Source organism: Aestuariibacter salexigens DSM 15300 (assembly GCF_000429145.1).
Classification (GTDB): Bacteria; Pseudomonadota; Gammaproteobacteria; order Enterobacterales; family Alteromonadaceae; genus Aestuariibacter; species Aestuariibacter salexigens.
Genome location: NZ_AUBH01000001.1, coordinates 489,183 through 501,768, shown reverse-complemented (window position 1 = coordinate 501,768; position 12,586 = coordinate 489,183). Strand labels below are relative to the sequence as shown.

The following is a 12,586-nucleotide window of genomic DNA, read 5'->3' as shown; positions in this document are numbered from 1 at the left end:
TTAGCGCCCTACTGCGACTCCCTCGCGGCGCGGATCTGCTCCGCCAATCAACTTGCCATCTTTGATCAGAATACCGTGCAAACCACTGTTTAAGTCAATCACTCTGACATTGTGCCCCAACGCTTCTAGCCCAGGTTTCAGCTTCTCTGCATCAGTGCCTTTCTCTAGCGCCGTATAATCATTGCGGTTGGTGATTTTGGGCAAGTTGATAGCCTGTTGCATATCAAGTCCCCAGTCCAACACGCCAATAATGGTTTGTGCGACATAGTTGATGATCCTGCTGCCGCCAGGCGAACCGATTGCCATCACCAGTTCTCCTTTTTCGTCAAACACCATTGTTGGACTCATCGAGCTTCGCGGTCGTTTATTTGGCTCGACACGATTTAACACGCGGAACCGGCCATTGCTTGGTGAAAACGAAAAGTCAGTCAGTTGATTATTCAGCAGGAAGCCCTCAACCATTAAGCCAGATCCAAACATAAACTCAATGCTGGTGGTCATCGACACGGCATTGCCTTTTTTGTCTACGATCGAAATATGGCTGGTGTTAGGAAACTCAGGAGAAATACCGGCGGTAAAAAAAGATTCCACGTAAGGCTCACCTGCCCTCGCTTTGCCAAAGTCTTTTTCCGCGCTAATCTGCTCCGCGCGTCGACTGAGATAGGTATTATTGATCAATGCACCAAATGGCAGATTCGTGAAGTCAGTATCAGCGATGTAGGTTGCTCTGTCAGCATAGGCTAGTTTAGAGGCCTGCGTGAACAAATGGGCCGCCTCCAATTGGTTGGGCTGCATCTTATGAAGTTCGAACTTTTCCAGCATTTTCAGTATTTGCAGCACATTGATCCCGCCCGCGCTGGGCGGTGCCATGCCACAGATTTGGTAAGTACGATAGCTTCCACATACCGCATTACGCTTCTTTGCCTGGTAATCTTTTATATCTTCAGCGGACAAGGTACCGGGGTTGATGCTGGCATTTTGAACGGTATCAGAAATGCGTTCTGCAAGCCTTCCCTCATAGAAGACCTCGACGCCCTCTGCTGCAACTTCTCTTAACGTGTTTGCCAAGCGGCGATTCTTCTTTATGTCGCCCTGATTAAGCGGTTTATCACCAGGAAAAAAGTAGGCATGACTGACCGGAAATGCCTGTAGGCCAGGATGGATATCAAGAGAGACCAGCCTTTGCAGGCGCTCTGATACCGTGAAGCCTTCCTCGGCGAGTTTAATGGTGTCGTCAAACAGCGACTTCCAGCTTAGTGAGCCAAATTCCTGGTGTGCCATGTCTAACGCTTTTAGCACGCCTGGTACGCCAACAGACTTACCGCCAACGACTGCCTCGCGCCATTTCATCGCTTTACCGTGCTGCATAAATAAATAGGCATTTACGGATTCAGGTGCCGTTTCACGGCCATCATAAGTATGCAATACCTTATTTTCATTATCCCAGTACAGGATAAATGCGCCGCCGCCAATGCCTGAAGACTGAGGTTCCACCAGCGTAAGCATAGCTTGCACCGCCACAGCTGCATCAATGGCTGAACCGCCCTGCTCGATGATGTTTTTGCCGGCCCACGATGCATAAGGATTGGCCGCCACCACCATGTAGTCTTCTGCAACATGTGCGCGCTTTTTAGCAAAACCCGTCGCTGCTTCAGGCTCCCGATCTTCCCGCTCTTTTGGCAAGGAAGTGGTTTGCGTGCTGGCGTAAACCTGGTTGGATAAAACGCCTAGTAAAAGACAGGTTAATAACCTTTTCATTTATAAATTTCTCGATTTACAGCACGTTTTTCAATAAAAGCACTGAACGCTTCCTGCGCCTGTGGTGACTGCATAGCATCAATAAATACATCCAGTTCATCGTCCATATGCAGCTGCACGCGCTGTTGTTCGTATTTCAGCAACGCTTTGGTTTGCAATAACGCCATACGTGGTTTATCACACAGCTTTTGTGCGATGCTTTTAACATAGTGACTCAGCTCTTCAGGCTCAAGTATCTTGTTGACCAGACCAGTTTGCAGCGCATCTTGTGGCCCAAAGGGTTCACCCAACATGAGCCATTCACTGGCTTTAGGATGTCCCGCCAGCTTCGGCAGAAGATAGCTTGAGGCATATTCTGGTACCAGAGCAAGGTTGATAAATGGCAGCACGAAACGGGTATTGCTCGCGCAATACACAAAATCACAATGCAGCAGCAGCGTTGTGCCGATGCCGACTGCCATGCCCTGTACCTCGGCAATCACCGGTACCGGACAATTCATCAGCGCCCGCATAAAACGCGCCGTATCGTTCACTTTTCCAGAATCACTTTGATTAGCAAAGTCACTGATATCATTGCCAGCCGTAAAACTGTCACCGGCACCTTTGATCACCACAACCTGTATATCAGCACTCTGTTCTCCGGCCTGCTCAAATCCCTCAGCAAGTTGCTGATACATATCCTGTGTCAGTGCATTTTTTTTGTCTGCGCGGTTGATGGTAATCGTCATCACTCGCCCGTGAGTCTCGACAGTCACTAATTTCATAGTCGCTCGGCCCGTATGTTATTTTGTAAAGATGCTGGCATTAGCCCTGCCCTTACAGACAGTTGTTTTGTAGACTGTTATAAACTGTCCGTACATCCCGATAAATGTTTAGATTTCCTGTCCAATTACATCAAATTTGCGGCCCAATATCTATCACCGTTGTCGCTTGCCTGCTGTTCTTCGCTGAAGATTTCATCGGTGCCATATTCATCTATGAGCGGCCTGAAATCGCTAATTGGCAACTGTGGCGTCTTATCACAGGCAACTTGCTGCACAGTAATCTGAATCATCTTTTGCTCAATCTACTCGGTCTGGTGCTGCTGTGGGCATTACACGGCGATTACTACACGACGCGGCGTTACATGTTCATATTTACGTGTTGCGCAATTGCAACAACACTTGGTTTATATCTATTTAACCCGGGGATCTATTGGTATGTCGGCCTATCCGGCGCCTTGCATGGTATTTTTGTGTGGGGTGCGGTGGTTGATATTCAGCACAAGCTGACGAGTGGCTGGCTATTGCTGCTGGGCGTTGCTATAAAAATAGGCTACGAACAGATGTATGGTGCCAGTGCAGTGCTGGCTGAATGGATTGCCGCCAGTGTAGCAACTGACGCGCATTTATATGGTGCCGTGGGTGGATTGATGGTCGGCGTGTTATCTATCGCAATGCAAAGTCAAAATAGACAGAAACAAAATGGCGAGTGAATATAAGATAATAAATAACTGTGTGGTGTTTCGCTTAATGGGAGACATTGACGGCCTCGACCTTATGAATATCCACAGTGATGCTGAGTTCGTCCGGAAGGTCAGAGAGTGTAAGCGACTGGTCTACGATTATCGTGGCGCAGAGCGAATTGAGTTGACGCTGGAAGATGCGGAGGCGCTTGCCAAATTGGCAGGGTTGGAATCTTCGATCACAGACGATCTGATTATCGGTATTATCACTAAAGACGACGCCCACTTGAAGGGGTCTCAGATTTATCAGCGTTTGGCCAATCAGGCCGGAGCAAATGTCATCATTATTGATGACCTGGACCAAATGCCCTGACATGAATAGCTGGAGGTGCATTACTGCACCTCCTTGCTCAGTTTACAGGGTCTCTTCAAACAGCTTATAAATACGACGATATTCATCCAGCCACGAGCTTGGCTGCACAAATCCATGCGGCTCCACAGGATAAATCGCCGTCTCGAAATCTTCCTTTTCAAGCTCAATCAGGCGCTGAACCAGTCGCACTACGTCAACAAAAAACACGTTGTTATCGATCATTGGCGCATTGATTAACAGCGGTTTTTGTAACCCTTCGGCGAAATAGATTGGACTGCTGCGCTCATAAGCAATCGGATCCACATCCGGTGTATTCAGAATATTGGATGTGTAAGGATGATTGTAATGGGCCCAGTCACTGACCGGACGCAGTGCTGCGCCAGACTGGAACAGTTCGGGTGCAGTAAACAACGACATAAAGGTCAGAAACCCGCCATATGAACCACCATAAGTACCAATGCGCTGACGATCGACGCCGGCATTATCCACAAGCCAGCTTACGCCATCACGCAGATCTTCAACTTCTGGCGTTCCCATACGGCGATAAATCGCGGTGCGCCAATCCCGTCCATAACCGGCCGAAGCGCGATAATCCATATCCAGCACAACATAGCCCTGCTGCGCCAGCATGCTGTGGAACATAAACTCTCTGAAGTAGCCGGACCAACCTAGGTGGGCATTTTGCAAATAGCCCGCACCGTGATTAAAGACTACAGCGCGTTTCGCAGAGCCATCACCGCCTTTGGGTAAATAAACGCGGCTATAAATTGGCTGATCGTCATGTGATGAGGGGATAGCGACAATTTGTGGCGCTGTCCACGGCATAGACTTAAATGCATCGCTGACAGTGTCGGTTAACTTAACAACGTCCGTATTACCGACATTTTGCACATACAGCTCTGGTGGCTGAGTAACCTTGGAGTGCGTGAGTAACAGTGCGTCCTCCTGCGGACTCAGCACATAGTCAGTCATACCATTCAGGTCGGTCAGCATCTCATGTTGACCATTTAGCACATTGACACGGTAGATCTCATAAATGCCGGGGTGCTTTTTGTTCGCTTTAAAATAGAAATAGCCATCATCGCGAGTCAATGTCAGGTCGTCGACCTCATAATTGCCTGACGTTAATGCTCTTTCTTTTTCACCCGGCGCTTTGATGTAAAGATGGGCATAGCCACTTTGTTCAGAGATGAAAAACAGCTCGTCAGACTGATTCAGCCATCCGAAGGTATTAAAACGATAATTAATCCATGCATCGTCATGTAAACGATGTTCACTGACCAGCGCACTGTCATCAAAATCTACCGTCGCTATCCAGCGGTCTTTGTTATCCCATGCCTCCAACATGATCGCGACCTGCTGTCCATCACGATTCCACTGAATCGGGCTTTCTGACCAATACCAGTCGTTGATCAGGCCAATCGCTCTAGGCAAGCGGTTCACCTGATAATCTTCGCCTTTCGCTTTGGCGTTCTCGCGCTTTACGTCAGCCAGGACGTCTTCGTTATAGCCAGGCAATGTCTGGTAGGACAGCGACTGCGTTGTGCCATTTTGCAGATCAGCCAGCCATAGTTCATGAGACTGTGGCTCAGCGTCAGCGACGCGGCGACGCACTGGCTCGGCGGCGATACGGCCATCTTCCTGAATATAGTTAGGCATGATATCCGTTTCACTGCGGTTGGGTGTGTCTTCTCGTAACGCGAACACCGCCTTATCGCCAGCCGGTGAGACGCTTAAACGCGCCAGCTCGAGCTTTGCATCAAAATACAGAGGCTCAGGTGTCACCGTTGCATTTTGCTGTTGCAGTAGCTGCTGATGCTCTTCCCTCAGAAGACGGTTGTTGCGCTGTAAAGCCACATAGTCAATCAGCTTGATCTGTTCTTGTGCGATATAATCTTTGGGGGCTTCCACCGCTTTTGGCGGCGCGGCAAAGCGCCATGACACTAACTGGGATGTCAATCCACTGGCGGGGTTAATAGTGTAATAGGCGTTACCGCGCTGCATACCAATGCTGCCGTCTAGCATAAACTGCAGGTTGTAAGGCCTGTCGCCGCCACGGGTGAGCTGCCTGATTACACCAGTGGATAAGTCTTTAACAAACAGATTGTCTTCGAATACCCAGGCAGCCATGCTGTTATCGCTGTTCACAATCCGTGAACGGTAAGCATGTGCGTGCAATTCTGACAGCGCTACAGTCTCACCATTCGTGTCGGCGTTCAGATTTTTACGCCACAGATCGTCGATCGGCGAGCCTTCACGCTTGCGGTAATAAAGAACGGCCTGACCATCATCTGCCCAATAGGCTCGCTCTGGTTGTCTGCCCAACCAGTCAGGATCCGCCATAATCTGTTCCAGCGTAATAGCGAGTTTGCCATCAGCGGTATAAGTAGGCGTCTGCGGCGTAACGACGGTAGCTACAGAAGCAGGACGTGACTGCTCAGGGCTCGTCGAGGCAGATATATCGGTAGCGGCACAGCCCGATAGGGTGGCTGCCGCGAATGACAGGGCGAAACAGGTATGCGTTATTTTCATTGTTTACCTTTTCATTTTAATGTTATGACGTGAATGCGATCCCACGTTTGTCGAGTCATATAAATCAACAAACGCAGTGATCTAAAACCAGATCCTCAGGATACAAGGCATTACAATCGCGCGTTGATGATACCGTGTTTTACTACTTAGGATGAAACCAAAACGATGAAAAAACTGTTCACTTATTTTTGCTTTTCAGTCTGCTTACTGAGTTTTCATGGCGCAGCAAGCGCTGCACAGTGTCCAGATTTGCTCAAGTTCATGAAGCGAAAGCTTAACTCTCAGGAAGTGGTGAATTTGTGTGATGAATATGCGGGTAAAGCAGTGTTGTTTGTAAATACTGCCAGTAAATGCGGATTTACCCCACAGTTCGAAGGCCTTGAAGCACTCTATAGTGAATACAAGGACCAGGGTTTGGTTGTACTTGGCTTCCCGTCAAATGATTTTAAACAGGAATTTGATGACGAAAGTAAGACAGCCGAGCTGTGCGAATTAACCTATGGAGTAAAATTCCCCATGTTCGAGACCATGCCCGTGCGTGGTGATGATGCAGACCCGCTATATCGCATGCTTGCAGAGCGCTCTGGTACAACACCCAAATGGAACTTCTACAAATATCTGATGGACAGAGACGGAAACATCATCAACGCCTACAGCGGGTTTACTAAACCAGATGATGATGATTTCATTGAAGACATTCAAAAGGCGCTTGGCAAAGCCAGCTGATTTTTTAAGAAAATCAAATAAAAAAGCCCCGCTATCTGCGGGGCAATCAAGCACACTCAACTTGGAACACACTTTAGCTGCAATGCTAGTAGAAACTAGCAAGACCTAGCTAACTGCATAAAGTTAGGCAACCATCTGCGAGATTAGTTCAACATTTTTTTGTTCGGCAGCATGCCAATTTTGCTTAAAGCTCTCCTCTCCCATCGCCAATCCCTCTGCATACACAAAATCCACATTGTCGATTCCGATAAATGCAAAGACATCATTGAGGTATTGTGTTTGTGTATCTTTCGCGGTGCCAGCGTATTTGCCGCCCCGCGCCGCAAGCACTATCACCCTCTTGTTTTTCAACAGGCCAACAGGACCATCTGGCGTATATTTAAAGGTGATGCCTGCCCGCGCAATACGGTCAATCCAGGCCTTAAATACAGAAGGCATACTGAAATTATACATCGGCATGCCGATCACTAACGTATCTGCCCATTGTACGTCAGCGATGAAGTCATCTGACAGGGCTGCCAACGTTTGCTGCTCTGGCGTACGCTGGTCTTTATCGGTCATCCACGCCTGCATTTCCTGCTGGGTCAAATGAAGTAATGCCAGCGATGTGAGGTCAAGGTCATTGATCTGTAATTCAGCTTCGCTTTGCCACTTTTCAATAAAGCGCGATACCAGTTTTGCTGAATTGCCTTCTGCCCCGTTAATACTGCTATTGATCACTAATACATTTTGCATCGACTTGCTCCCAATGAATGTTTGAGCACAGTTTAATGCAAATATTTAGAATGATAATTAGCAATATTCGAGATTTATATTCTATTTTTTGGAACTTACGACACCATTGAAAATGCGTTGTCAAAGTCACTGATAATATCGTCGATATCCTCAATGCCGACAGAAATGCGTATCATGGTATCGCCAATGCCCATGCGCTGGCGTTCTTCTGGACCATTTTCAAAGAAGATGGTTGACGCGACTGGCAGCGCCAGTGTCCGAGTATCACCCAGATGGGTAGCAGTGATCACCAGCTCCAATGCATTAAGCAATGCATGACAATCCACATCTGGATTAACATCAATACTTAAAATTGCACCATACGCCTTGAATAATTCTCTGGCCCGACAATGTTGAGGATGATCCGCCAGGCCGGGATAATACACCTGCTTGACCGCAGGATGTGAATGCAGGTAAGTCGCGAGTTTAAGTGCATTGCTGCAGCTTCGCTCCATTCTCAGTGCTAATGTTTCCAACCCGACAGATATACTGGCAGCAGACTCTGGTGCTAACGTCGCGCCAATATCTCGTAACCCACGTTTTTTAATCTGCGTAATCCCCCACTGAGCGATGTCTGACACCTGATAGGTGGAGACGATGTTGGGGAAGTCTTGCCAGTTAAACAGTCCGGTATCAATCAACGCACCGCCCAGTACATTGCCATGGCCTGCGATATATTTCGTTAACGACTGGACCACTAATGACGCGCCTACCGATTTAGCAGAAAACAGGTATGCGGGCGTCATCGTGTTATCTAGTACATATAACAGATTGTGTTTCTCACAGACCATACCAATCCCTGTCAGGTCTGCAATCTGCGTAACCGGATTGGCGATGGTTTCGGTAAATACCATTCGAGTACGCGGTTTTACCGCATCTTCAACGGCTTTGGCTTCAGTCACGTCAACGAGGCTGACCTCAATACCCAGTGCTTTCAGGGTTTCAATAAAACTGCGTGTGTTTCCAAACAAATACTGACTGGCGATAATGTGATCGCCAGTTTTTAGCAGCGACAATAACGCCGATGAAATGGCTGCCATCCCCGTCGCAAAAGTCAGCGCAGCAATGCCCTGCTCCAGCTCATTGATGATATTTTGCAGCGCAGCAGCAGAAGATGATGAGGAACGAGAATAGACATGTCCGGCCTTTTTGCCCTGAAATACGTCGATCAGCTCATGCACATCCTCATATTCAAACAGCACAGAATTGTTAGTTGATTGATGTACTGCGCCATGTTCCGGCTTGTTAAGATGTCGGTCGGCATGTACCAGGCGAGTGGTGAATCCCTTGTTACTCACGCTTTATTCTCCGGAAAAACAACGTTGTCGGGGTATTTGCCCTGCACAGTAGCATAAAAGTCATAGACGGTGTGCATGTGAGATTCGATATCACCGTTCACCTCAAACAACGGACCAAATTGGATCTGCTTTTTCGAAAAATCAAAGCCAATCAGTAACACAGGCATATTTGCCTGGTTGGCGATTTGCAGAAAACCGGTCTTCCACGGAAATACCGGGCTTCGAGTGCCTTCTGGCGCAATAGCTAATATCGTTTGTTGCTTCTCTTTCAGTTGCATGGCGATATTGCCAACCACACCATGCGTTGACCGTCTGTCCACAGGGATCCCACCTATGGCTCTGAGAAACCAGGATATCGGCGGAATAAAAATGGTGTGCTTACCTAAAAAATTTATTTTAAGCCTGAGTGCGAAGAGTACGGCCAATCCGACAAAAAAATCCCAGTTAGACGTATGGGGCGCAACCGCGATAACCATTTTTTTGCGATCCGGGAGTTGGCCAGTGAAGCTCCAGCCACTTAATTTGAGATAGGTTTTGCCCAGCCAGTGGGTGAATGCATTGCCTCCGCGAGGCACGTTATTACCGACATCGGGTAATTGGAAAGGGTCTTTCTTCATATTATTTTACTTACAACCTTTTGCCACATCTTTTATCATAGTCACCTGATAATTCACAGCCTATAAGCCAACCTATTATTTTGAAGTTACTGATCTTTTTTCTCGCCGTGTGTGCATTCAGTAGCGTTGCGCAGGAAACCGCTAAGGACCTGTTCAACGACTATCAATCCTCTTTGTATCAAATTCGCATCATCAACAATGATTCGAATAACAAGTCGTCTATTGGCTCGGGATTCGCGGTTAGCGCCTCTGGGCTTATCGTGACGAACTATCATGTTATCTCTGATGCCGTCTTTAATGCGGACAATGTACGAATTGAATTTGAAGATCACGCCGGAAACCAAGGATCGCTCAAACTGCGGTATATTGATGTGGTCAATGATCTTGCCGTGGTGCAAAGACTGGTAGATAGCCCACTGCCCTATTTACACGTTGCCGATAATCTACCGGAACAGGGTTCACCCATATACAGTTTGGGTAACCCACACGATCTGGGCATGATTGTTGTGCCAGGCACCTTTAATGGCCTGAGTAAACGTAGTTTTTATCAACGCATTCATTTTACCGGCTCTATTAATCCAGGCATGAGCGGCGGTCCGGTAGTCAATGATGCGGGTTTAGTTATGGGCGTAAATGTTGCGACTGCAGGGAATCAGATTGGTTTTCTTGTGCCACTTTCACCCTTACAACATCTGCTTGCCAATATTCCCGAATCTGAATTCAGTCAGGAACAATTTATTGCACTGATTGAAAATCAGTTAGTCGACAATCAAACCGATCTGGTGTCCGCGTTCATTCAACAAGATTGGCCTATAACGGAACTGGGTGAAGCAAAGATCCCAGCCGATGTCGTACCGTTCATGTCCTGTTGGGGTGACTCAAATCGTGACCAGGAAAACGCACATTTTCTGTCTGTTGAAAACCGCTGTCGCCTTAACGACAACATTTTCGTGCACAATTCGCTACGAACAGGCGCGATAGAAATGGAGTTTGAATGGTTGCAGAGTGACGACTTCTCTACCAACCGCTTTTACCGATTCCTGAGTGACGGTATTGACGGCGCAGGTGCGGGTAATCTCGCCACCGAGGAGGATGTCACAAACTATCGCTGTAACACGCATACCGTAAACAACCGGTATGCGGTGACAACGCGCAGTATTTTGTGTTTGCGGGCATATAAGGCATTTGACAGGTTATATGACGTACTGTACGTCGCGGCCAGCCTTGACCATCAGCAAGCGGGCCTTGTCAGTCACTTTACCCTATCAGGCGTAGGCAAATCAGAAGCCATGTCATTTACTGAAAAGTTTATTGAGGCGGTATCATGGCAATAATGGTTGAGGTATTAGACAGAAATTCGCAGCGTAAAAGCCTGCATCGTCTTGATACAAATCACGTCACTGTTGGACGTGGCTATGAAGCCGATGTGCAGCTTGATGATCCCTACATTGATGCAACACACATCAGTATCGACCAGCGTGATGATGATACGCTGGTTATCAATGATAATGACTCGCTTAACGGCACACTGGTTAACGGCGAGCACAGTGCGCAGGCAAGCGTAACCGAACGCGATATCATTACCCTTGGCCGCAGTCGCATGCGAGTCTTTTCCAGTCAACGACACGTCGCTCCCGCGCAGAAGCTAAACCCCATGGAGGCGCGCATTGAGTGGATGAATTCAGTCTGGGTGGCAGCACTTCTCGCACTCATTTATGCCGGGCTCAATCTTTACTCTGATTACCTGACTCAATTTTCTGATGTTCGCTGGGGTAGCTTGCTTGGTCAAACCGGCGCGCAATTGCTCGTTTTATGCGTGTGGCCGCTATTTTTTGGGCTACTGGCTAAACTTAACAGTAAAGAAGCACGACTCACTTCCCAGTTCAGTTTGCTATGGATGACGTTGATCATCACCTTTGCCATATCCACGCTGGAAATTGTGCTGCGATTTAACACCGGTCAGCAGCCGTGGATAGACACGCTGATGCTGGGCGTGGTTGCCATCATTTGCTGGTCATTTTACTGGCTCACGCTGTTTATTGCCTTTCATCAACCACAACGACGACGTCATATGATCACCAGCGTTATGACGTTTCTAACGCTTTTACCATTGAGCTACTTTACCTTTCACTACAGTGATAATTTCAGTCAGCGAGCCAGTTACGACTCTACATTATTACCCCCCGCTTTCTTGCTGCGCTCGCCACAACCTGTGAACCAACTCATGCAGGATGCTGATGCGCTATTTAACAGTGTGGACAGTTTGCGCGATGCAGGAAGCGACAAGTAATGTGTATTGTGTTTCTGGCAGTCAATCAGCATCCGGATTACCCATTAATATTGGCGGCTAATCGGGACGAGTTTTTCACCCGCGGGACGAAGCCTTCGGGATTCTGGCCTGAACATCCAGAACTGCTTGCAGGACGGGATTTGCAAGCCGGAGGCACCTGGATGGGGGTTACGCGTAACGGCAAAATAGCCGCATTGACTAACATTCGTGACCCTCAACGCATCGACCCCAATGCCACGTCTCGTGGCGTACTCACGACTGACTATCTGCTTAACAACATCGATGAAAATCGCTATGAAGCCCAGCTTATTAATAGTAGACAGGCATTTAACGGCTACAACCTGCTCTATGGGCAATGGCATGATCTGCGGGTATACAATAATCACCTTAACCGCAGTGATAAATTAGGCGATGGGTTTCACGGCTTATCTAACGCATATATCAATAGCCCGTGGCCAAAAATAAACCGCGGAGTGAACAACCTGAGACAGTGTGTTGAAAAGCATGAACCAATCAGCGTTGACGAGCTTTTTGAATTGCTCAAAGACACCAGTCAGGCAGATCCTGAACTGTTACCTGATACAGGCATTCCAATTGAGTGGGAACAGCGGTTATCGTCTATTTTTATCCTTGGAGAAGAATACGGTACGCGCAGCTCCACCGTGTTGTTAATTGACCGCCAGCGTCATGTTCACTGGCATGAGAGAAGCTATAACAATCAGGCTCAGGTTTTCGACACCAAAGCCTTTCAATTCAGACTATGATTTAGCAGCC

The 12,586-nt window shown here is 47.9% G+C and carries 12 protein-coding genes; 6 read left to right on the top strand and 6 right to left on the bottom strand.

The window, feature by feature from the left end; translation table 11 throughout:
• A complete protein-coding gene (gene ggt, locus G441_RS0102275; protein ID WP_026374853.1) occupies positions 1-1,758 on the bottom strand; it encodes a gamma-glutamyltransferase in 1,758 nt (585 codons plus the stop codon).
• The gene (locus G441_RS0102270) at positions 1,755-2,522 is read right to left on the bottom strand and encodes an enoyl-CoA hydratase (protein ID WP_026374852.1); all 768 of its coding nucleotides are present in this window, start codon (positions 2,520-2,522) and stop codon (positions 1,755-1,757) included. The genes ggt and G441_RS0102270 overlap by 4 nt, the downstream gene beginning before the upstream one ends.
• 104 nt (positions 2,523-2,626) lie before the next feature.
• Here G441_RS0102270 and rrtA point away from each other — a divergent pair, with 104 nt between their 5' ends.
• Together rrtA and G441_RS0102260 are read left to right on the top strand one after the other, a co-directional pair.
• On the top strand, positions 2,627-3,232 hold the full coding sequence (gene rrtA, locus G441_RS0102265; RefSeq protein WP_051275273.1) for a rhombosortase: 606 nt from the start codon (positions 2,627-2,629) through the stop codon (positions 3,230-3,232).
• 37 nt (positions 3,233-3,269) lie between these two features.
• Positions 3,270-3,575: a hypothetical protein gene (locus G441_RS0102260; RefSeq protein WP_156896249.1), complete on the top strand. Its 306-nt coding sequence runs from the start codon at positions 3,270-3,272 to the stop codon at positions 3,573-3,575.
• 42 nt (positions 3,576-3,617) lie between these two features.
• On the opposite strand, the gene G441_RS0102255 is transcribed toward G441_RS0102260, so the two are convergent.
• Positions 3,618-6,107, bottom strand: coding sequence for a S9 family peptidase (locus G441_RS0102255; protein WP_034474135.1), 2,490 nt, complete (start codon positions 6,105-6,107; stop codon positions 3,618-3,620).
• Positions 6,108-6,272: 165 nt separating this feature from the next.
• On the opposite strand from G441_RS0102255, the gene G441_RS0102250 reads away from it, so the two are divergent.
• Entirely contained in the window at positions 6,273-6,833 is a 561-nt protein-coding gene (locus G441_RS0102250) for a glutathione peroxidase (RefSeq protein WP_026374848.1), read from the top strand.
• 123 nt (positions 6,834-6,956) lie between these two features.
• Here the strand turns inward: G441_RS0102250 and G441_RS0102245 are convergent, their stop codons facing one another.
• The 3 genes from G441_RS0102245 to G441_RS0102235 form a co-directional block, all read right to left on the bottom strand.
• Positions 6,957-7,568, bottom strand: a complete 612-nt coding sequence (locus tag G441_RS0102245; RefSeq protein WP_026374847.1) for an FMN-dependent NADH-azoreductase — start codon at positions 7,566-7,568, stop codon at positions 6,957-6,959.
• Positions 7,569-7,663: 95 nt separating this feature from the next.
• Positions 7,664-8,905 carry a cystathionine gamma-synthase family protein gene (locus G441_RS0102240; RefSeq protein ID WP_026374846.1) on the bottom strand — a complete coding sequence of 414 codons (1,242 nt, stop codon included), beginning with the start codon at positions 8,903-8,905 and terminating at the stop codon, positions 7,664-7,666.
• Positions 8,902-9,522 (bottom strand): lysophospholipid acyltransferase family protein, encoded by a 621-nt coding sequence (locus G441_RS0102235; protein ID WP_026374845.1) that lies wholly within the window; start codon positions 9,520-9,522, stop codon positions 8,902-8,904. The genes G441_RS0102240 and G441_RS0102235 overlap by 4 nt, the downstream gene beginning before the upstream one ends.
• A gap of 80 nt (positions 9,523-9,602) precedes the next feature.
• Here G441_RS0102235 and G441_RS0102230 point away from each other — a divergent pair, with 80 nt between their 5' ends.
• From G441_RS0102230 to G441_RS0102220, 3 genes are read left to right on the top strand one after another with little or no spacing between them, the layout of a single operon-like run.
• A complete protein-coding gene (locus tag G441_RS0102230; protein ID WP_026374844.1) occupies positions 9,603-10,856 on the top strand; it encodes a S1C family serine protease in 1,254 nt (417 codons plus the stop codon).
• A complete protein-coding gene (locus G441_RS0102225) occupies positions 10,847-11,812 on the top strand; it encodes an FHA domain-containing protein (protein WP_084407245.1) in 966 nt (321 codons plus the stop codon). The genes G441_RS0102230 and G441_RS0102225 overlap by 10 nt, the downstream gene beginning before the upstream one ends.
• Positions 11,812-12,576 (top strand): NRDE family protein, encoded by a 765-nt coding sequence (locus tag G441_RS0102220; RefSeq protein WP_026374842.1) that lies wholly within the window; start codon positions 11,812-11,814, stop codon positions 12,574-12,576. The genes G441_RS0102225 and G441_RS0102220 overlap by 1 nt, the downstream gene beginning before the upstream one ends.
• Positions 12,577-12,586 lie beyond the last annotated feature (10 nt).

Excerpts from the sequence above, each read along its gene's own strand:
- ggt (WP_026374853.1), bottom strand. The coding sequence starts at position 1,758 with ATGAAAAGGTTATTAACCTGTCTTTTACTAGGCGTTTTATCCAACCAG.
- G441_RS0102270 (WP_026374852.1), bottom strand. The coding sequence starts at position 2,522 with ATGAAATTAGTGACTGTCGAGACTCACGGGCGAGTGATGACGATTACC.
- rrtA (WP_051275273.1), top strand. The coding sequence starts at position 2,627 with ATGTTTAGATTTCCTGTCCAATTACATCAAATTTGCGGCCCAATATCT.
- G441_RS0102260 (WP_156896249.1), top strand. The coding sequence starts at position 3,270 with ATGGGAGACATTGACGGCCTCGACCTTATGAATATCCACAGTGATGCT.
- G441_RS0102255 (WP_034474135.1), bottom strand. The coding sequence starts at position 6,107 with ATGAAAATAACGCATACCTGTTTCGCCCTGTCATTCGCGGCAGCCACC.
- G441_RS0102250 (WP_026374848.1), top strand. The coding sequence starts at position 6,273 with ATGAAAAAACTGTTCACTTATTTTTGCTTTTCAGTCTGCTTACTGAGT.
- G441_RS0102245 (WP_026374847.1), bottom strand. The coding sequence starts at position 7,568 with ATGCAAAATGTATTAGTGATCAATAGCAGTATTAACGGGGCAGAAGGC.
- G441_RS0102235 (WP_026374845.1), bottom strand. The coding sequence starts at position 9,522 with ATGAAGAAAGACCCTTTCCAATTACCCGATGTCGGTAATAACGTGCCT.
- G441_RS0102225 (WP_084407245.1), top strand. The coding sequence starts at position 10,847 with ATGGCAATAATGGTTGAGGTATTAGACAGAAATTCGCAGCGTAAAAGC.
- G441_RS0102220 (WP_026374842.1), top strand. The coding sequence starts at position 11,812 with ATGTGTATTGTGTTTCTGGCAGTCAATCAGCATCCGGATTACCCATTA.